Source organism: Nitrospira sp. (assembly GCA_024760525.1).
Taxonomy (GTDB): domain Bacteria; phylum Nitrospirota; class Nitrospiria; order Nitrospirales; family Nitrospiraceae; genus Nitrospira_D.
On record CP060499.1, the window covers coordinates 1,495,958 to 1,516,442 of the forward strand.

Annotated in this window: 18 protein-coding genes, 1 tRNA gene and 1 riboswitch; of the genes, 8 read left to right on the forward strand and 11 right to left on the reverse strand. The window is 54.7% G+C overall.

Annotation, left to right across the window (positions count from 1 at the left end; genetic code table 11):
• Positions 1-241: 241 nt before the first annotated feature.
• From H8K04_07025 to H8K04_07035, 3 genes are all read right to left on the reverse strand, one after another.
• The gene (locus tag H8K04_07025; protein ID UVT17289.1) at positions 242-928 is read right to left on the reverse strand and encodes a hypothetical protein; all 687 of its coding nucleotides are present in this window, start codon (positions 926-928) and stop codon (positions 242-244) included.
• The gene (locus H8K04_07030) at positions 919-1,614 is read right to left on the reverse strand and encodes a C39 family peptidase (protein UVT17290.1); all 696 of its coding nucleotides are present in this window, start codon (positions 1,612-1,614) and stop codon (positions 919-921) included. The genes H8K04_07025 and H8K04_07030 overlap by 10 nt, the downstream gene beginning before the upstream one ends.
• Positions 1,615-2,409: 795 nt before the next feature.
• Positions 2,410-2,610 (reverse strand): hypothetical protein, encoded by a 201-nt coding sequence (locus tag H8K04_07035; protein ID UVT17291.1) that lies wholly within the window; start codon positions 2,608-2,610, stop codon positions 2,410-2,412.
• Positions 2,611-3,692: 1,082 nt separating this feature from the next.
• Here H8K04_07035 and H8K04_07040 point away from each other — a divergent pair.
• Complete coding sequence (locus tag H8K04_07040; protein ID UVT17292.1) at positions 3,693-3,833, forward strand: hypothetical protein; 141 nt, start codon at positions 3,693-3,695, stop codon at positions 3,831-3,833.
• A gap of 12 nt (positions 3,834-3,845) precedes the next feature.
• Positions 3,846-3,922: transfer RNA gene (locus tag H8K04_07045), tRNA-Arg, on the forward strand.
• A gap of 846 nt (positions 3,923-4,768) precedes the next feature.
• On the opposite strand, the gene H8K04_07050 is transcribed toward H8K04_07045, so the two are convergent.
• Positions 4,769-5,005, reverse strand: coding sequence for a hypothetical protein (locus tag H8K04_07050; protein UVT17293.1), 237 nt, complete (start codon positions 5,003-5,005; stop codon positions 4,769-4,771).
• A 213-nt stretch (positions 5,006-5,218) separates the two neighbouring features.
• On the opposite strand from H8K04_07050, the gene H8K04_07055 reads away from it, so the two are divergent.
• Both H8K04_07055 and H8K04_07060 read left to right on the forward strand, forming a co-directional pair.
• Positions 5,219-5,488: a hypothetical protein gene (locus tag H8K04_07055; GenBank protein UVT17294.1), complete on the forward strand. Its 270-nt coding sequence runs from the start codon at positions 5,219-5,221 to the stop codon at positions 5,486-5,488.
• Positions 5,489-5,884: 396 nt separating this feature from the next.
• The gene (locus H8K04_07060; protein UVT17295.1) at positions 5,885-8,824 is read left to right on the forward strand and encodes a DUF748 domain-containing protein; all 2,940 of its coding nucleotides are present in this window, start codon (positions 5,885-5,887) and stop codon (positions 8,822-8,824) included.
• A 124-nt stretch (positions 8,825-8,948) separates the two neighbouring features.
• Here the strand turns inward: H8K04_07060 and H8K04_07065 are convergent, their stop codons facing one another.
• On the reverse strand, positions 8,949-9,263 hold the full coding sequence (locus tag H8K04_07065) for a pentapeptide repeat-containing protein (protein UVT17894.1): 315 nt from the start codon (positions 9,261-9,263) through the stop codon (positions 8,949-8,951).
• A 256-nt stretch (positions 9,264-9,519) separates the two neighbouring features.
• On the opposite strand from H8K04_07065, the gene H8K04_07070 reads away from it, so the two are divergent.
• Together H8K04_07070 and H8K04_07075 are read left to right on the forward strand one after the other, a co-directional pair.
• On the forward strand, positions 9,520-10,155 hold the full coding sequence (locus H8K04_07070) for a peroxiredoxin (protein ID UVT17296.1): 636 nt from the start codon (positions 9,520-9,522) through the stop codon (positions 10,153-10,155).
• 584 nt (positions 10,156-10,739) lie between these two features.
• On the forward strand, positions 10,740-11,957 hold the full coding sequence (locus tag H8K04_07075; GenBank protein ID UVT17297.1) for a hypothetical protein: 1,218 nt from the start codon (positions 10,740-10,742) through the stop codon (positions 11,955-11,957).
• Positions 11,958-12,120: 163 nt separating this feature from the next.
• Here the strand turns inward: H8K04_07075 and H8K04_07080 are convergent, their stop codons facing one another.
• Positions 12,121-14,295 (reverse strand): radical SAM protein, encoded by a 2,175-nt coding sequence (locus tag H8K04_07080; GenBank protein UVT17298.1) that lies wholly within the window; start codon positions 14,293-14,295, stop codon positions 12,121-12,123.
• 122 nt (positions 14,296-14,417) lie between these two features.
• Positions 14,418-14,771: a flagellar biosynthesis protein FlgC gene (locus tag H8K04_07085; GenBank protein UVT17895.1), complete on the reverse strand. Its 354-nt coding sequence runs from the start codon at positions 14,769-14,771 to the stop codon at positions 14,418-14,420.
• 88 nt (positions 14,772-14,859) lie between these two features.
• A riboswitch (cyclic di-GMP riboswitch) is annotated at positions 14,860-14,954 on the reverse strand.
• Between the two features lie 360 nt (positions 14,955-15,314).
• Between H8K04_07085 and H8K04_07090 the strand changes: the two genes are divergently transcribed.
• Positions 15,315-15,881, forward strand: a complete 567-nt coding sequence (locus H8K04_07090; GenBank protein UVT17299.1) for a DsbA family protein — start codon at positions 15,315-15,317, stop codon at positions 15,879-15,881.
• A gap of 97 nt (positions 15,882-15,978) precedes the next feature.
• On the opposite strand, the gene H8K04_07095 is transcribed toward H8K04_07090, so the two are convergent.
• The 4 genes from H8K04_07095 to H8K04_07110 form a co-directional block, all read right to left on the reverse strand.
• Positions 15,979-16,881: an NAD(P)-dependent oxidoreductase gene (locus H8K04_07095; GenBank protein UVT17300.1), complete on the reverse strand. Its 903-nt coding sequence runs from the start codon at positions 16,879-16,881 to the stop codon at positions 15,979-15,981.
• A gap of 45 nt (positions 16,882-16,926) precedes the next feature.
• The gene (locus H8K04_07100; GenBank protein ID UVT17301.1) at positions 16,927-18,099 is read right to left on the reverse strand and encodes a hypothetical protein; all 1,173 of its coding nucleotides are present in this window, start codon (positions 18,097-18,099) and stop codon (positions 16,927-16,929) included.
• Positions 18,100-18,356: 257 nt separating this feature from the next.
• Positions 18,357-18,776, reverse strand: a complete 420-nt coding sequence (msrB, locus tag H8K04_07105) for a peptide-methionine (R)-S-oxide reductase MsrB (GenBank protein UVT17302.1) — start codon at positions 18,774-18,776, stop codon at positions 18,357-18,359.
• Between the two features lie 198 nt (positions 18,777-18,974).
• Positions 18,975-19,511 (reverse strand): hypothetical protein, encoded by a 537-nt coding sequence (locus H8K04_07110; protein UVT17303.1) that lies wholly within the window; start codon positions 19,509-19,511, stop codon positions 18,975-18,977.
• A gap of 520 nt (positions 19,512-20,031) precedes the next feature.
• On the opposite strand from H8K04_07110, the gene H8K04_07115 reads away from it, so the two are divergent.
• Positions 20,032-20,334, forward strand: a complete 303-nt coding sequence (locus H8K04_07115; protein UVT17304.1) for a hypothetical protein — start codon at positions 20,032-20,034, stop codon at positions 20,332-20,334.
• The last annotated feature ends 151 nt before the right edge of the window (positions 20,335-20,485 follow it).

Sequence of the window (20,485 nt, forward strand, 5' to 3'; positions counted from 1 at the left end):
GGTGGGGCGCTGCCTTGGGGTAACGAAATATTAGGCGGACATGCCCCAGGGGGCCGTTTGTCCTTGACCAAAACCATGAAGCCGTTACCATCATCTTCACAGGCCATTACAGAATCTGGTTCTGGTATGGCGGAAGCAGGAGCCATTTCGCACAAGAGAACCCCGATAACGAACACTAATGAGAGGAGGGAACGAAAATTGCTAGCACGTCGCATCTGCACCTCCATGATATGCGAGGAGATTATTCTGGTTCCCGAGGTTTGACAGAGCTGCTGGGCTTGCGAGGCTTTGCAGTCGGCAAAAGCTTAGAGAGTTGTTGAAAAACGTCTGGGGCTCGTCTCCATACATGTTTTTCCAATTCTAATCCTGGTCGACTGTTAATCGATGACAGTAGTAATTTCCCATCCTGTTGGCGCTCGCCCAGAAAATAAAGGTTGAGTTCCGGTATCCAGACTACGACGAATATGTCTTTGTTTTTGGGTTCTGGAATTTCGAGATCTATTAACTCACCGATGAATCCTGGTGCACCCCATCCCGTCACATCCCAGGTCCCATCCCGTAATCGACTGACAGTCATAGAAGACCGTACTCTCTCGCCGACCTTAATGGGATAGATGATGATATCTCGGTCCAGCAGCAGTTTCTCTGCGTCATCACCTCGTTTGAACTTTCTTAACGCGTTTAAATCGACGGTATAGGTTTTCAAGGGGAAAGCTTTGTCAACCGTCGCTGTGGACGCTTCGCTCATTGAGGTGAATCCTAGCCCTTTCGCGGTATCCGATGTGACCAAGTCAGGCAGTTGAGCCAAGCCTTCGTCAGCCGCCATGTCGGCCGTGGGAGCGGCTTGAGAGTGAATAGGCATATGAATCCCATGCCAGAGTACGAGGCTTAAACCAATCGCAAGAATGGCAGAAGTTGTTATCCGCACTTACCATCCATCATGGTTTCGTAGGGGCAGATCTCAATATAGTCATAGGAATGCTTTGCTTGTCCACCCCAGGCTTCAACATAGAAATACTGAAAGGATCGCCAGCGATCTTCTGTGGCCGTCGGGTCGCTCTCGTCAATCCCGAGAGGATCAAGGACATATATCAGTCGCTTGCCGTTTCCCAACACTCTGTATCCCGCCACCACGTATTGGTGTGAACTTTGGCTAAATTCTAAGGTGATAACAAGCGGATGGCCGCGGCAGATTTGGTCCGTTATCTCCTCCCAACTAAGACCCTGCGCGGGTCGTAGGTGTGTTCTAATCGTATTAAAATTTTTTTTTGGAAAGTCCGGCCAACTTGGGCGAGAACAAACTGGATCTAACATATATTCTGGGTCGCAGCAGCTACGGACATTGCGGGAAATCCTCCGCTGGCCGCGTAAAATCTCTGTGACGAGAAGACACTGAGGTATTGAATACTGATTTCCATGGGATTCCATGACCATCTGTTGGGTCGCTGCCCAGCACCACTGGCCAGTTTCTTGAGATCGCGGTGTAACTGTTGCGAATCCGTAATCGGGAGTACACGTCTGTGCCGAGCTAGAATCGTACAGTGATAATGTGAAGAGCACAAATACACTTGCGAGCATGTATCTTTTCATCTTCTCTTGCCTCTTGCCATCCATGCACTTCCACTCGTTACATGCACTTGCACATACAAGCGTTGGTAACTGAATTCCAAGTGTCTTTACACGTCTTCCCAGGGTCACATGCGAAGCCCTGACGCGAGCATCGGTTATGGGCCATGCCGGTAGCGCACGATGCTCCAGGTGGAAGGGGCCCAGTCGGGTTCACCTGAATGGCACCATTTGGCGGAGGGCCAGGCTGCCAAGACAGCGGAGGAGGGCAAGCACCTGGCGGAACTGGTTCTTCGACGCCATCCTTCGTCGTCATCGTGCCCTTCTCACAATCAATGGTAATCGTCACGGTAGCAGCGTGGATCGGTACTGACCATGTGGCAATCATCCCAACAATTAGGCATACCAACAACAAGTGTCCCCCGAGTGGAACGAACAACTTTATTTCTTGTCTCATTGTTTCTCCTCTCATATGAATTCCAGAAACCCTAGCTGTTTGCCGGCAGTCTAGACTTACTTCGTGCGCATGCTGTGACTGGCCTATAAATGGGAGGTGTCATCCACATCCCTCAGCACCTAACTTGCAATTTCGCAAATTTATTGAACTACTTCTTACCACAACCCAACTCCAACCTAGGCGGCAAGTTCTTTGACGGCCTGCTGATTATTCCAATCAATCATTTCCTACAATAACCCTTCCGAGTGTTCGCATTCTCCTTCAACGTCCATGGCCCAGTTTCAGCTCATGTTTCTCCACCGTATCTTGTGGTGCCAGTTTTAATTGATCCAAATATCTCGGCGCCACCCCATTCGTATAAGTCCATTCAGCACTAACCTGCGAATTTACGATTTGACGATGGCTGCCCGTGGATTGAATCGACACGCAATCTCAAAGCTACGGTCATCGGGATAGGCCTTTGTCATCTCATCGCCGATACGATCGCGCTCGCTGTGGCACTCCTGGGATGTAGGATACGTCTGTAGCAAAGTGACCGTGCTTATTCCGGGCACCGTGTTCAACAGAATGATGACTAACATCCACATGGTGCCTTCCTTTCGGTCGACACTCTGGTTTTGGTATCAGCGATTCCTTGGAATTGTGTAGGGATATGCCGGTCCTTGAGATCCAATGCTTGCAATGACGTCGACTCGGCCCGCGTCGGCGTCGAACCTATCGAAGACGCGTACGCCTTGAGCCAAACCCATCAGTGATGAGTCGGGTATCAAGAGACCAGCGAGACGCATACAGCCCTCCTTCCTGTGAAAATGGTTACATACAAGGAACCCTGCCACTTGCCGATCTCTTTCCGGTCTGATCGGCCCTATAGTCTGCTCGCACTAGCAAAGGACGAGCCACTCATGCAACTTCGAATTCACACGCACACAAAGATTCGCGCGAGAGCTTGACTGTCGCGCTGCTGCCACGTTTGTGCGCGGCAAGATTTCTATTTCTTGTTTTAAGGAATGGGAATAATAGTGAACCCAAAGAGATTCAACCTGAATCCAATTTGATTCACCGCACGCTGTGGACTCTGACTGGAATGGTGATGAGGAACTTATGAGATGCTTTACTTGACCACGTCACAGGACGATGAATACATGGATGCCTCTGAGCCGAAAGACCTCAGAGGGTTCTCATTGTCTCATGAGAAATAGGAGGGTGGTTTGAGGCGGCGGCGAGCGGAGCGCCAATCAAAGACAGAGGCGAAGTGTTTCAATCAACTGGGCCAGGCCGGTCCGACCAGGGAGCCTTGAGGATCCCAGATACTCACGGTACCGTTGCGCGCTCTCGTCCCTGAGAGTCGAACTCGTCAACGACTGGCGAGCTGCAACATTCCGTAGAGTGTTCCGAAGATAGCAACCAATATGTACACTTCCATAAAAGACATCATGATGGGCACCCCCTTCTTTCGTTTGACTGTGCTCCTTATACACGTCCAAGATGAAACCTCTATGATGAAATGGTGAAGAGTTCTTCATAAATGTGTGTGTTCCCTTTGTTTCTTCCTCCAATGTCCATTTGATTCCGCTCAGACCCGTGATGGTTGTGAAAAAGTGAAGCGAGTGGCAGAGCGGCGATACCCGTTGCAGACATTCAAGAAGGCTTGAGGCACAAGAGTTTTAGCATGACCTTGCGCGATGCCAGACCGGGCTGCATGCATCTGCGAACGGCGGTGGCGTCGCTCGGCGGCCTGACACCGGATGTTGCATTGCTTGACCGAATGGCACATAAAATGGCACAAAATGCCAAATCCATCAGTGATTGACTCTTCTCATGTGCGCCCGTAGCTCAGTCGGATAGAGCATCAGCCTTCTAAGCTGAGGGTCGCTGGTTCGATTCCAGCCGGGCGCACCATAAAATCAATGACTTCGTGATTGCCTGCCTGTATCGACGCACCACCGGTCACGGTTTGAGTCACGGTTTCACGCAAGCTCTCAGCATTGATGGCTTCGGGTAGGTGGGCAGGGGAGAGATGCGAACAGCGAGCGTCGTCTGAATGCGTCGATGTCCTAAGCTCTCTTTCACGGCCAGCAGCGACAGGCCACAGGCTACAGGACGGCTTGCTGTGGTGTGCCGGAGTATATGAAAATTCGCGTTGAGAATTTCGGCTCGACGTAACGCAGGCTCGTAGGTGCGTCCATAACCCTCCATCTCGACTCGACGCATAAACATTGGCTGGCTCGAACATTGCCATTGTGTGTGCGGCCGTTCGGGATAGTAGTGCCGCGGTGGCCGCCGTGATGTCCTTCAAGGGCGTCGCCAAAACTTCCACCTTCAACACTCACGGGACAGCCAAAGGTGTGACCGCGAACGCGGCGGACGTGGATTCGCTGGCTTCGGCAGTTGGGGAGCTGGGCTTCCTGTGCGGGGCGTGCAGGACTGCCACGACTCCCACTGAGAGGGTTGCCGCTGATGCCACCTCTCCAGTTTCAACAGAGCGATTCGATCACGGTTGCACGGGGAGCACCAATGCCGTCAGAGGGTGGGGCTATTCCGATGACGGGCCGGCATTTCGATCAATATGCGTGTCGATTTCAACGCCGATGCGTCAACCCAACGGGCCACGGTGGCGGTATCAATGTGCCCGATGCCGACAGCGAGACGACTCCAGGTCCCGATCGTCTTTCAATGATGCTTCGGCTCGCTGCGCAAGAGGGCCAGGTAAGTGGCGGCGGGGCAGGGAGGAACCAGCCCCTAGACTCAGGTCATGAAGGAATTGATGATCCGGCGAGCCTGTTTCAGCGCAGCGGCTTCGGCTTGCTGCCGGGTGCCAAATCGACCGTCAGGGAAGCCCTTGTTGTACCGCCAATGCCTTGGTCCAAACTCAATAATGACATACTGACATACCCATCGCCCATCCTCTTGCTGGCGAGCCGCCAGTTCAATCTGGTGCTTCTTATAAATCACGGCATGTTCGTTTCTCGACCGTCCAACCATTGGCCTCCTCATGAAGTCTTTTCTCACGGCATGAATTCCAATATCTGTCGTCGGGCCTAGCAACATTCGTATTCCAAACAGAGTCAACTCCTAGTTGTCGCACGTTACCCACTGTTTGTAGGGTCAATCACGCAACTGACCGCTCGCGTCACGACCCCTCTTCACGAGGCAGGGTTCGATGCGGGGGGACTGGCTGACCACTTAGAGACACCCATGCCCAAATATAAGAAACGACAGATCGATTTGAATCCGTTCTGTCAGACCGATGGAACATGGCAATGCTCCTATACCATTCTTGAATTCGGACAAAGCTGCTGGGGGTGCCAGGAAGGGCATGTTGATGGCACCTTCTCGTCCCGCCGAGAGGCCAAATCAGCAGCATGGAGAGAAGCAAAACAGATCATCGATAAATTCGAAATAGGCGCTGCCCCCTCTGCGTCCAAGACGATTGCACAACGTGATCCGCTGAAGCGTAAGCCATGATTGAGCGGGAAACCAAAAAGCGCAACCGGTCACAACGGCTTCGGCGGACTCATTCGGGACATGCGGCTGATAGAACGGAGGTCACGGAGAGGCTAGACGGGGAGGATGCGATCGGATGAGAATATGCGGTGAACCGTCGGGACTGCTTCGTCTGCGTGTCATCGAGCAGGACAGACGGCTTCTGCTTCGGTGCAGTGAGGGTACCCTTTCCCAGACGCTTCTTGCTGGCGGCGAGAGGTTCGCGAATACTTTGCCGGCACCTGCCGGTCGTTCGTGGAAGCTGGTTGCATTTCCTAATACATTCCATGGCAAGCGGGTATTCCCCAGTAGACATTCATCGGTGTCGTCACCTATAGTTTTGGTCGAAATCTTAACTTTCCGAGGATCCCATCCGGTATGCGTCAGCTCCTTCGCCTCCGTGTCGTGATCGGCGCTCTAGTGGGAGGTGTTGTTCTTTACACGCTCGTCGGGTTCTTCCTGCTTCCCTATCTCATCAAAGCGTATGGTGTTCCAGCCGCCGGCGAGGCGATCAAGCATCCCGTCGTCCTACATGACGCGGCGTTCAATCCATTCACGCTGTCTCTGCAACTCAATGGATTAGAAGTGCGGGATTCTGATCAGACGCCGCTCTTGGGGTTTGAAGAATTGTTCGTCGATCTTGATGTGAGCACGCTGTTCTTGCAGAAGATCGCGTTCGACGAAATTCGACTGTCGATGCCCTTTGTGGCGGCCAGAGTGAACCCTGAGGGAACGCTGAATCTGATGTCGTTGGCTCCGCCGCCGGATGCCGCCGCGGCGAAGCCGACTCAGGCTCCTAGCGAGCCCAAGAAGGCAATGCCGGTGGAGATCGATCTGCTGGAGATCGAGCGGGGGATTCTGGAATACCGGGATGATAGCAAGCCGAGGCCGGTCCTGATCGATGTCGTCCCGATCCAGATCGTGCTGCGGAACTTCAGCACCATTCAGTCTCAGGGGAGCGAAAACGCCCATGCCTTCAAGGCGGAGATCGGGAAAGACGAAGTGGTGACGTGGGAAGGGACGATCTTTCTGGAACCGGTGGAGTCCGACGGCAGGATCAGCTTATCCGGGGTCAAACTGCAAACCTTGTATCAAGCTGTGCGTGACCAGTTTCAGCTCGATATCCCGCAGGGCGTGCTTGGTCTGTCGGCATCCTATCATTTCGATCTCCGAGGTCAGGGGCCTGCGGCGATCGTAAAGAACGGAAAAGTGTCCCTGCGGAATCTGGCAATCGTGGAACGGGGTGGGATCGAACCGGTGGTCAATATCCCGGCCTTTGATGTGGAGGGGATTCACCTGGATTTGCAAAAACAGACCATCGATATCACCAAGGTCCATTCCATGAATGCCAGGTTCGATGCGTGGCTGGAAACCGATGGTGTGCTCAACTATCAATCGCTCTTTACTCCGGTCGACGGTAGAGAAGCGGCGAAGAAGCCTTCATCTGCAAACGCCAAGGAAGAGAAGCCGGCAAAGCCCTGGTCCATCACTGTCGACGAAGTCGCAATCAAGAACTACGGCGCGTCGTTCGAAGACCGGACGCTTGAGCGCCCCGGCCATGTGAATATAGACGCGATGAACGTCACGGTAAAGGATGTCCATATTCCGTTCCGAAAACCGCTTCCGATCGATCTGTCGCTGAAATTGAATGAGACGGGTTCTATCGACGTGAAGGGGAAGGTGGGGGTGGAACCGCTGGGTGCCGATGTGGATCTCAAACTGGAACACATCGATATCCATCCCTTTCAACCGTACCTCGATCGGTTCCTCACGGCCGACGTCGCGGAGGGCGCGATCGATCTCAATGGAACGGCGCACTTTGCCAAGGAGCATGTGAACGAACCCTTGCTGGGGTTTCAGGGAAACCTGGCGGTGAATCGGCTGGCGATCGTGGATCGGAAAGACTTCGAAAACGTGGTGACGTGGAAAGCGTTGAATGTGAATCACATCGCGCTGGATGTGGAGCCGACGGCGGTGAAGATCGCAGAAATCGTCTGGCAAGAACCGTCCATCCAGATGATGATCGATGCCGACGGGCAACTCAACCTCTCACGTCTCGCCGCGTCGCCTCCTCAGGGCGATCAGGCAGCGGATCAAAAGGGACCCAAGGCCGAGAAGTCTCCAGCCAAACCTACTGAGCCTGTGGCTGTGACCATCGACCAGGTCAAGTTGGTGAAGTTGGCTGCGACGTATCAGGACCTATCCATTGAGCCAAAGGTGCGGACCAGTCTCACGGATTTCGGCGGCACCATTAAAGGATTGTCGTCGAAGCAACTGAAGAAAGCCGACATCAACCTGACAGGCAGAGTCGGACGCGCGGCCCCGCTCAAAATCGCCGGAAAGATCAACCCATTGAGTGAAGACGCTTTCACCGATCTCATCATCACGCTCGGCGGAATGGATCTGACACCGAGCAGTCCCTACACCGGCAAGTATGTAGGATATGGCCTGTCCAGAGGCAAGTTGTCGCTCGATTTGAGGTACAAGGTGTCGCAGAAAGTGTTGGAAGCGGAGAACCTTGTGCATCTCGACCAATTGACGTTTGGCGAGAAGACGAACAGCCCGGATGCGACCTCGCTTCCCGTTCCGCTTCTTGTGGCGCTCCTGAAAGATCGCAAGGGGATGATTGATATCGATATGCCCATTCGAGGCAATCTGAAGGATCCGGATTTCAAATACGGCAAGGTGGTCCTTTCGACGTTGCTCAATCTGCTGGGGAAAGTCGTCGCCTCGCCCTTTGCCTTGATGGGGAAGCTCGTACCGGGTGGCGGGGGCGAGGAGGATCTGCAATTTATCGAGTTTCAGCCCGGGAGTGCTTCGCTGGTCAACGGTGAGATGGCAAAACTCGACGCATTGGAGAAAGCGTTGGATGAGCGAACTGGGCTTCGGCTGGATATCACGGGAACGTTTGATGCGACGCTTGACGGTGCGGTGCTTCGCACGATGAAACTGCGGGAGCAACTCTTCGCGCTACGCGGTGGAGCGAAATCCGATCAGGAGGAGCTTTCGCCACAAGAGGAGCAGCGTCTGGTGGAAAAACTCTTCGCCAGACTGCCGGTGCAACCCGCAGACCAGACCGCAGATGGGTCTGCTCAGCCGACGGTGGAAGAGATGAGGCGGAAATTGGCGGCAGCCGTACAGATATCCAACAGCGAGCTGGAAACGCTGGCCCGCCAACGCGCTGAGGCGGTACGCAATCGGCTCCTGGAAGATGGAAAGCTGACGGAGGAGCGAGTCGCTCTCCTCGATGCGGCCGGTGCCGAGTCCGGCCATGAAAGGGTTCGAACTCAATTGTCGCTGTCTGCCGAATCCCAATAGTTGTCTTTCGTCAAACGTCGTTCGTATCTCGTTATGATGAGGGAGAAGAACATTTTCGCGAGATACGCTTCACGAGGAACGCTTCACTGGCGGGACGATACCGCCGACACCTGAGCCAGCTTCATCACTTTACGTTGTACCGCATCCGTGTCCCGTGCAGGAGTGACAGCTCAATCTCCGAAGCGCTGAGCTCCCGAGGAAAGAGTACCCCTGAAATCTTACAGGCGTTGATACTGGCACCGTCCATAATCGCCTTGCTTAAGTCGATACCTCGGAGATCGGATTGCCGAAAGTAGCAGTCGCTGAAATCGAGCCCGTCCGCGTCGAGACCCCGAAGATCGAGACCACGCAGATCACATCCCCGTAGATCACATGTATCCCCCGCAGCCTTCTTGACGTTGAACTCCTTGATGCAGCCTTCACGCAGCATCAAATACATCGGATCCTTTGATATATGCAGATTCGTGCGTGACGCGCCTGTCTTGTCCATGTGCTGCTCCGCCGAAAGCCTCATGAGCCATATCGGTATGAGGACACAAAACTTGAGCTGGCCAGCGCTGTTCGTCCAGTATGAATCATAGCGTCCGGTATTCGACACGTAGTGCGCTCCCTCTTGCGCTCGCGTGTTGCAAAACAGTATGGTAACAGTTCGGCGGATTTTACTTAGACTACATTACGACACAAGGAGGTATGTCATGGCTGTGCGATTGGGAGACGAAGCGCCGAATTTTACGGCGGAGACGACGGAGGGAACCATCAATTTTCATGAATGGCTTGGAAACAGCTGGGGGATCCTATTCTCACACCCCAAGGACTATACACCCGTCTGCACGACAGAGTTGGGGACGATGGCCAAGATCACGCCGGAGTTCAAGAAGCGGGGAGTGAAGGTCATTGCCGTCAGCGTCGATCCGATGGATTCTCATAAGGGTTGGATCAACGACATCAACGAAACCCAAAAAACGACGGTGAATTATCCCATCATTGCCGACCCGGATAAGAAGGTGGCGACGCTGTACGACATGATCCATCCCAATGCCCTCGATAATATGACCGTGCGATCGGTTTTTATGATCGGTCCCGACAAGAAAGTGAAGCTGTCATTGACCTATCCGGCGTCCTGCGGCCGGAACTTCGATGAGCTGTTGAGGGTGATTGACTCCCTGCAACTGACGTCGAAGTTCAAAGTCGCGACCCCGGCGAACTGGAAAGAGGGCGAAGATTGCATCATCACTCCAGCGGTGAGTGACGCCGAGGCGAAAGATCTCTTCCCCAAGGGATTCAAGACCGTGAAGCCTTATTTGCGGTATACGCCGCAACCCAATCGGTAAGTTTTGCCCATCTTTCGGAAGTAAGCGAGCGGGGAGACGCCAAGCGCCTCCCCGCTCGCTTCTTTTTCCCCGTCATACTGGTCGTCCCACGAGAGCCTCTCCGTTAGATCTTTGCGCCATTTTTCCCATCGGCAAAGTGTTCCATTGTACTACCCAAGTAAATGTCATGAATTGATCAATTGACGAAAAGGATTCTACCCCCGGAGAATCCGTGATAGCCTCGCCGATACAATCTCACCATACCCGACGGTTCGTATGCCTAACGGGAGAGTCGTTTGATAAACAGCGGTCGGCAGCATGCTTCGTCATCCGAATTAGGGGAAGGCCCGATCAAGATCTAGGGGAAAGCTCGGTCTGTATTAGGGAAAATCCTGAATGGAAGCCTGATTGGCCGGGTACTATGAGAAAAAAATCTTGCTATATTTTGACGACTTAGGCATACTCGCCGCCGACTTTCTTGTTCAGCTGGAGTGGGCACCTGGTACATATTACTCACAAGGGAGGGCAACAGTATGAAGGGACATTTTAAAAGGCGGTGGTCAAGATTTGCAGTTGCTGGCGCCGTTATGGCCCTGGTGGCTGGAATGGGATCCACGCTCCCCAGTGCCTATGCTGGTGGCACAATCAAGGCCGACGACGACAAGTGGATTTCCGTCGGTATGGGTATCCGCACCAGTTTCAACTCTATAGAGGGGGCTGCAGGGGGCCATTACAGCAACGACTTCAAAGTGGACAATGCTCGTATCTACATCAACGGGCAGATCCACAAGTACGTCAAGTTTACGTTCAACACGGAATGTTTCAACTGTAACGTCGGTGGTGGCGGCAATCATTTTGGCGGCAACTCCAACATTGGATTGCTCGATGCCATCGGGAAATTCGAGTTCAACGAGCTGATCAACCTCTGGGTCGGACGCACCTTGGTACCGAACGAGCGCGGTGAGTTGAACGGTCCGTTCTACCACGCGACCTACGATGGTTTCCGCACACCGTTTAACCCGGCTGATTTCAGCGGAAACTTCCCAGGTGGTCCCAATGGCGGGACCGGTGGGCAGTCTGGTCTCTATGGTCGTGACAACGGCGCCGTCTTCTTCGGAAAGATCCATCCATTCGGCACTCACCTATTGTACGTCGCATCCGTCTTCACGGGTACGCGCGGTGGTCCGAACCCCACCGGCAGCTTGTTGTACGCTGGACGTCTGCAGTGGAACCTGTTGAATGACGAAGACAACCCCGGCTACTACACGAGTGGTACCTATTACGGAACCGCGGGAGACATCCTCGCGCTTTCAGGAAACGTGTTACATCAAAAGGATGGTGCGGGGAATCCGGTCACCGGCAACATCTCGGATTTTACCTCCCTCTCCGTCGATGTGTTGTTTGAGAAGCTGCTGCCGAACAACCTGGGTGTGTTCACGTTCAACGGTGAGTTCAAGCGCTACTTTGCGAATTATGGTGTTGGGGCCTTCGAACCCGGCGCTGGCGCGTTCGGAAACTGTTTTTGTATATTCAACGGCCATTCCTGGACGGTGTATGGCTTGTACTTGATCCCGCATCAGGTCGGCATCGGACGATTCCAACCCTATGTGCGGTTTACCAGTGTTGACCCACTCTACGCCAACCTGCGGCAGGAATGGGAAACCGGGGTTAACTATATCATTTCCGGCCACAATGCCCGTGTCTCGGCCTTCTACCGGTACGGGGATTTCAACGGAAGCGTGGGAGGGTTCTCCTTCATCGCTCCGGAACAAGCAGTGCAGAAGGCTGATTCGTTCCACGTAGCCTTACAGTTGCAATACTAAGCTGCTCGCGTGAACTAGAAAGTCTGTTTCTCAAAGGAGAGCCGGAACCCACAGCGTGGGTTCCGGCTCTTCCTTTATGTCTTCCTGCCGCAGGTGTCTCCTGCCGACATACGGAAGCCACACTTGGCAGTCTGAGTCGATCGAAAAGATGAAGCGGATGAAGCTAGACAAGCACTAGGCCGGCAGCGCGGATCTTTTTCCACGAAGAGGTGGTCAGAAAGCCGTTCAGCTCCGATGACACTCCAGGAAACAGGCGGAATGCTTCTCGTATGTGCGGATAGGCAGGAGACGGAAGTTGCGGCGTGGCCTCTCTAGTCAGTTGCTCCAGCCATCGGGCTTGCGCTTCTGGAAGGATGAGCACCTGATCTGTCTGAGGCCCGGGGAGAATGAGTCGTGATTTGTTTCCGGCCGAGGCACAGGTCACCGGTCCGCCCAGCCACACGAATCGCCGTTCTGCAGATGAACTGTCGTCGGTTCTCCGGGTTTTGAGCAGACGGTACAGCCACGTGGACGGCACATGGGGGCGGGGAACGTCGCAATCGAACCATTGGCGGACATCGAGATCGAGTCCTCGCCGTTCGAGATAGTTCAAAAGTGATCGCCGGAGTCCTTCGCCGAGCCAAGCCGGGGCTTCTCCACGACGATCGTCATGCAGAAGATCATTCTCGGCAAAGCCCTGAAACTCAGGTCCTAGAATACGGAGGCCATGCCCTGAAGGATTCAGGCCGACCGGACTGTGAGCCGTGACGGTGAAGCGGTGCCAAAAGGCGGATTGAAGGAGGTCGGCGGCCACAAGTTGACGGACACGCTCGAGCGAATCGACCGTCTCCTGAATCGTCTCCGACGGGCACCCATACATGAGGTACGCATGGATCAAGATCCCGGCCTCTTTAAATCCGGCGGCAACCAATGCGGTCTGATCGACAGTGATACCCTTCTTCATATTGTCCAATAAACGGTCTGAAGCAGCTTCGAGCCCTGCCGTCACGGCGATACAGCCGGAGGCGGAAAGGAGCCGGCAAAGGTCCGGTGAAAAGGCGGTCTCAAAGCGGATATTGCCCCACCAGGTGATGTTGATCCGCCGCTCCAGGAGTGCGAGCGCCAACGCTTTCAAAGCAGCCGGCGGCGCCGCCTCGTCAACGAAATGAAACCCTCTCCGGCCCGTCTCTGCGAGGAGTTGTTCAATCTGCTGCACGAGGCGATCAGTCGGCGTCATCTCGTACCGGCTGATATAGTTGAGGCCCACATCGCAGAAGGTGCATTGTTTCCAGTAGCACCCGTGTGCCACGGTCAATTTATTCCAGTGGCCCTCCGACCAGAGACGATGCATCGGATTGGTACTGTCGAGTATGGTCAGGTAACGATCGAGCGCCAAGCCGCGATAGGTCGGACAGCCGATGTCATTCATCGTGAAGTCGGTCGACGAGGGGTCGTCGGCATAGATCACACGACCTGCTTCGCGATACATGGTGCGGCACAAGGATCGGCGGGAGCGGAGGCCGGAGAGATGTTCGATCAACGAGAGGATCGGCCGTTCACCGTTGTCGAGCGTGATGAAGTCGACATAATCAAACACTCGAGGGTCAGCCACTCGGCGTAATTCTGTGTTCACATAGCCTCCGCCGATGGCTACCGGCAGATCGGGATGGCGTTGCTTGATCGCTTTGGCGATAAGGAATGCGCCATAGAGATTACCGGGAAACGGGACAGAAAGACCGATCAGCGATGGCCGGACCCGCTCGAAGTGTTGCCAGAACGACATCAACAACCATTCATCGATCACAGTTGGTGGCTCGGCTAAAGCCGTGACGATTTGATCAAAGGATGAGGCGGAGCGTCCAATGTGTTCAGCATATCGGCTTAACGCAAAATGTGGAGTGATGGTGGCCTGAACCAAATCAGCGAGGTCTTCAAGAAAGAATGTGGCCCATTGTTTGGCCCTATCAACGACGGATACAGACCGAGGGAATGTCTTACGACCCAGAAATCTTGGCCCCTGAGGTAGCACGCCCGGCTGAATCAAACGCAAGGCGGCATCTGGAGTGCATCCCTGCAAGAAGGTGATGACGGGTCCGACCATGGTGATGTAGCTGTGCTCCGCCTTCATCATGGCGAGCGCTTCCTTGGGAAGAGAGCCGTCGTAGTGGCGCAGTTGCCTGAAGATACATCGAAGGCCGTCAGGGCTGAACATGCGTAGTACCATTTCAATGCCCAAGTCAGCTTGGTCAACCTGGATTTTGCGAGACTCAAGAAACCCCGTCAGATAGGCGGTGGATGGGTAGGGGGTATTGAGCTGAGTCAACGGAGGAATCAGCAATAACACACGAGGGGAAGTCATGACCCGACATAGCATAGAGAGAGACTCGAATGCTATGTCCGGCGCGGAGAGCCGGTTGTCAGCGATGTGCTCGTTTCAGTGTTGAAATCGACGCGCATATGGCGTGCCGATCAGTCGCACTCCTACTTTCTTAGATCCAGGATACTGCCGAGCAGGGCATCTCCCGTTTTGAGTGTATGCAGGTTGGCTTCGAAACTGCGTTGCGCCAAGATTTGTTGCACCGTTTCTTCGCCAAGATCGACATTCGAAAGCTCGACCATGGTCGGGCTGCTGCCTGTGTCTCGAAGGGCAGTTGGGCCGGCGGAATTGTCCTTCTCAACCACCGGGAGGACACCACCGGTAGGTACTTCGACAAACTCCGTCTTCGATCTTTTGAAGCCGTCAGTGTTGACGTTCGCAACATTGTGTGCCACGACTTCGATCTGTTTACCGAAAGCCGTCAGGCCTGACAGTGCGGTATGGATCGCGGAAATCATGCGGCACCTCCGATCGGTTGCGACTGCAATTCAGGGGAAGGTACCGGGGGAATGGGAGGGAGATCCAGACTGGTCAGGTCCTCGATTGTGTGGCAGCTAGGCTGACCCTGGAACATGTTCCGTCCCTAGTAAGGTCCCTCGGCTTTGCGTCCCACCCTCTCGGGTGGTTTGCCTTTTTCACCCTGTCGAAAACTATATCGGCCCTTTTGCCTGATACTTGAGCGAACGACTAGTTGAAGTGTAGCAGAAGCTGGGGTGTACTAACTGAGAGCGGCCGTCACCAACCAGCAGAATCGAACACTTAGGTTGCAGGTGGGCTGTTCACCCTCAATCGAGAATGGCAACTTACGCGGGACACTTGTGATGCGCAGGCGCAGACTAGGATCAATAAGGCCGCATCGATCCTGTGATGTCGACAGTGCTTCCGACGAGCCTCCAAACACCGTTGTTCAACGCCGAGCGACGATCTTGTTGGGCATCTCTTGTCTGTCGTATGTGAATGTCAGAGTAGACTCCGGCGAGCCACTTCTGTAAAGTGGCGCCATGGTTTCTTCCGACAAATTTGTTCTCTATAGCGATTTCAACTGTCCTTTTTGCTACGCCCAGCATGAGCGGCTGCATCAAATGGATTTGCTGCATCGCTGTGAATGGCGCGGAGTGCAACATGCACCGCATCTGCCGAAATCGATGAAACCTTGGCAAGGTTCGTGGGAGGCTGAACTGCGGCATGAAGTGGCGGTAGTACAACGACTGGCTCCCGGTCTTCCCATCGCATTGCCGAGCGGTAAACCGAATACTCAGGCCGCGATCGAACAAGCGATCTCGTTGTTAGGACAGGATGTTGCGCGCGGAATGGATTTTCTTCAACGGGCATACCGCGCTTTCTGGTGTGAAGGACAAGACATTTCCGATCCAAAGATCCTGGAGCAGTTGGCGGGAGAGCATTTCACTGAAGACGTTGACGGGCACAGTCGCAGTACCACTCAGAAATGGGAAACGGCATGGCACGCAACGGGCCAGACCGGTGTTCCATTGATCGTTGCTCCGGATGGAGATTTCCTGGTCGGCTATGTATCGGCAGATCAGGTACGGTCCTTCTTTTCGGGATAGGCCAAGCCGCAATCAACAAAACCGCTCCCCACACGCCAGCCACGTAAGCGCGTTGTGTCATTGCGCTTGCTTGGTAATGCCTAAACAAGTGCTGCGGCTAGCGCAGCCCTTCACGGTCGAGAAACGTCAATTCGGCCACCGCCGATTTATCCAAGTCACCTTTCCCCAATTCAATCAAGCGACGGTATTGGCTCAGGGTCGCATGGGCGACCGGCAGAGAGAGTCCGGCACGGTGAGCCAGGTCGAGCGCGATGGTCGAATCTTTTGCGGCATGGGCGGCGGAGAAATAACATTCGTGCGCGCGTTGCTGCATATCTTCTCCGTCGGTTTCCAGCACACGGGAGGCCGCGCCCGTTTGGCCGAAGACTTCGCGCAGTAGCGTGAGGTCGATTCCAAGCGCCGCTCCCAGTCCCAACCCTTCCGCCAGCGCGGCCGTATTACTGTTCATCACCATGTTGACGAGTGCTTTCACTTTTGCCGCTTCGCCGGCCTGGCCGATATATCGCAAGGTGGTTCCGAGCGCTTCCAGGATGACCTTCGCCTTGGCAAAGACCTCGGGGTTGCCGCCGCACATCAGGTACAGTGTGCCTTGTCGAGCTTGGGTGATGCTCCCCGCCATGCACGCTTCCAGGCATGTCCCACCCTGTGCCGTGACCAGCCGTTCAATATCTCGGTGAACGCCTGGGGAAAGGGTCGCGCAGTTGATGAAGAGCCGGTCTCGGGCTTTCCCAAGAAGGCTGGCTTCGTTGTGCTCAGAGAAGATTGAACGCATTGCCGCATCGTCGGAGATGACTGTGATAATGACGGTGGAACTGCCGGCTACCTCAGCCGGAGTTTTCGCAGCATGGATCTTGAGCTCAGCGGCTAGTGACAAGGCAACCGCTGGTTGTAGGTCGTAGACCGAGGTCAGACGGAAATCACGTTCGTGAAGTCGGCGCGCCATGTTGGCGCCCATGCGGCCTATTCCGACGAACCCGATGCCGACTGCTCTGTTCGCCATGAGAAAGGTTCCTTTCCGGGGGAGCGTGATCGGCGAGCGCGATTGCTAGAGCTGACGATCCTCTACCGATTCAGGACGAAGTTTGCTCCATCGAAGATTGGTTTTCCCATCAGTCGTCGTAAAGCCATGGTCATGGAGGGCAACGATGCTGACCCGTTGTTGCTGTTTTTGGACGGGGTGGAGTTGTGGGATGCCGTCTTTGGTCTGTACGGTTCCACGGAGCGTATCCACGATCAGCAAGCCCGTGGCCGCAGAGGGTTTGATCGCCCACACGAACGTGGCGGATCCGCCCGCATAGGTGCCGGTTCCTTCCCACGCGCCGACCAAGTCCGGATCGACCGTTTTGAGTTGGAATACCGGCACACTGGTCGCTTCTCGCCGCAGTTTCCACAGTTCAGCCGGAATGTGTGGCGGGTCTTGATCGATCGAAAGCCTCGTCCAGGTCGCCTGGACGCTGCCGGTGCTGGCGAAGGAGTTCGGGGAATTCTTGCGGTAGGTCCCTTTCCATCCAAGACCCTTGAAGGTGTTCGCTCGTTCGAGAGACCACAGCCCTGCTTCGGCGTTCAAGACACCCTCAAATTGCATCATCGAAGAGAGCGACCATTCCAGGTTCGGCTGGATGATGAGCAGCAGGTCATGTTGAGCCGTACCCTGTGTCACACGAGTGCGCCACGTTCCTATCAAGCTTGCGGGATTCAGGGCGGCCGCTTTCTGGGGCCCGACCTGAGTCCCGGAGGGAACAGGATGAGTTTGTGTGAGCGCGACGGGAGCTGTGAGCGGGATGGGTTCGGCCGTTACTCCGTGATCGGTCGGAGGCGCGGTGGCAGTGGGTGGGAGCGTCGCAGTCAACGTCGCTCCATAGCGGGTTGCGACGGTCCGGCTCAACACAGTGGCAGATTCACCGAGATGATTCTGTTTGGTCGAGGCGACGATCACCGTCACCAGTGCATCCTTATGCATAAAAGTCAGGCGGGACAAGGTAGGAGAGGAGTCGATTCTCACCGCTCCGTCACCCAAGCCGGGTATCAGGAGGCTGTCGCGACGTAAGCGCTCTTTATTGAACCAAGTCCGCCGGTCCTTGCCGGAGGCTTCATCAAGCTGAACGGTGACGGCATTGCCTTCGTGGCGTTGAGCTTGGAAGAGACAGGTCATCGGTTCGGTAGAAATTCCATCCCGAACCGGTTCACCGAGGGCTCGTTCCGCATCTGCGACCGTCATCAAGGAACAAGGGTCTGTCTTTGACGCGAACAGACTGCCCGCCTCACCACACGAAAGAAGGAATGGAAAGAGGAGAAGAAGAGATGTAGGCGGTAGTGCTCGGCGGAACATGACAATGTTAACTCGATGATCCGTGGTCGCGGATTGTACCGCGAATCAGCCGGGGAGTGCCAGCGGCGATTGACGGGAGGCCGGTCGCTTGCGCTGGCGTGCAGGAAGACCGTTGGTCGAAAGAAAATAGTGATAGTCCAGCACAATCAGCCGGCCACGAATTTCAGTGCGACCCCATTGATGCAATAGCGAAGGCCGGTCGGCTTCGGCCCGTCCTTAAACACGTGACCCTGGTGACCCTCGCATCGGGCGCAATGCACCTCCGTACGGGGGACAAAAAGTTTGAAATCGGTGCGGCTTTCGATGACGCGGGAATCGATCGGCTGCCAGAAGCTGGGCCAGCCTGTACGGCTGTCGAACTTGTGCTCGGAGGAGAACAGCGGTAAGTCGCAGCCCGCACAATAATAGATTCCGGACTCGTGGTTCTCATGCAACGGATTGACAAACGGGCGTTCTGTATCTTCATGCCGTAATACTCGGTAGGCGGCAGACGACAACTGTTTCCTCCATTCTTCATCGGCTTTTGTCACTTTGACGATTGGAGCGATCTGAATTTTAGGAGGCATAAGAATCTCCTTCTGGCGTCGGATGGGCGACTGCCGATCAGTCGTCCATCGGACACGAATCTTACATCGCCATAAGCTGGGTAACCTCTTGGTCCCGTTACTGAAATGGTAAAGTCCAGGAAATGGGAATGCAACTGCGATGGAGAGGGTGTCATGTAACGCGCTGTCTCAGTCCGGCTTCCACATTGCATCAGTGGTTCAGAGATGTTTCCGAAGCAACTTCCACATCTCTGGAAATGAGAGGTTCGGCTCAGTCAGTTCCGGTCGAGTCAGGTCGATCTGAATGTTGTACAGGTGAGTGTTCGGGTTCTGTGCTTGAATGACGGGGTACCAACATTCGTACCGCAGTTCCCACCGATCACGACACGATAGTCGCAAATAGCACCTGCTGAGGGATTTCGCCCGGATCGGCGCTTCCGGACCAAGAACGATCGGGATGGCGTGTTTCCGGTGCCGTGGCCCATCCGGGTACATGGCCTTGACGGAGAAGTCGCCGTCCCATCCTCTCAGCTGGAGCACGCAATCGAAGGCCGCTCCGCGCCCGGCGTTTTCCAATTCCGGTGTCAACGTAATCACATCTCCGGCATTCATCGTCGAGAGGTTGGTCACACGAAGGGCGGGTTGATGTTCTTGAAACTCTTTCCTGGTTTTCGCGATGAATCTGCGGAGACAGAACATGCCGGCTCCACCGAGGATGAGAAGCACGAATAGGCCGATCAGCACTGACCAATCCACAATGTTCGTGTCCTGTGTGTACAAGCGACGAGGTCTCAGGAAAAACCTACGTGGAGGAGAACGAGGTGTCAACACCTCGTCATGAGATCCATTGAAAGAATCGCCAAGGTTGTTTTAGCCTGCCATCCATCGCACGGCTAACCTTGCGACAGAGCGTGGGAGCCATGGACAAGCGACCGATTCAAGAGTTGCTCCAGGTTCGGGTCCTGACCGCTGTCTTTCCGCGGATCATTATTACAACGCCCCGCCGACGAGGATGTCTGAGCTTTACGTCGTAGGTGCGAATGGCTATGATGGAAGCAAAGAACGCTGGTGGATCAATGGACGCATTGTTGAGATTAGGCCCACCTTGTTGCGACGACCTGGTGAGGAGCAACGGGAGAGGAGCCCCCTTAAACGACACAGTGTGATGACGGTGCAAGAACGCAAGTTCTCATAAAAGAGGAACCTCTGAACGATTACGGGGGCCTCGCGTGGCTGGATTGTTTTACAATAACCGTCAGAATAAACAGTGGCGCTCATGACGATTGTGTGTGACGCATCGGCGGGAAGCGGTGTTGAACGAAAGGAATTGGTGGTGACACAAGACGAGAAAGATGCACCAGGGGTGGACGGCAATCAAGAAGGGCCGAAAAGCGAGTTGAAGGTGGGCTGGCACTGGTACCGCCTCACCCCTGGCACCGACCCGTTTCCTGTCAGGGTATATCTGATCGACACGATTCGATTCGCATGGCTCTGTGATCCGAGATATCCACTGCCGGAAAATCGGCGCGTAGAAAACTGCACGGGAGATTTTCTAGAGTTCATTCCAGCGCCGAAATAGTCCACGAGTACCCTAGCTGTTCTTCGGGTGGTGAGAGACCCGCAGCCAGGGTTCTGAGAGTGTTGACGGATCATTCCTGGTCCTTGAAGCGATAGAGATCATCTTTCAGGACGGCTGGCTATGTCGATGAGATGGGTTGACCCAAGGAGAT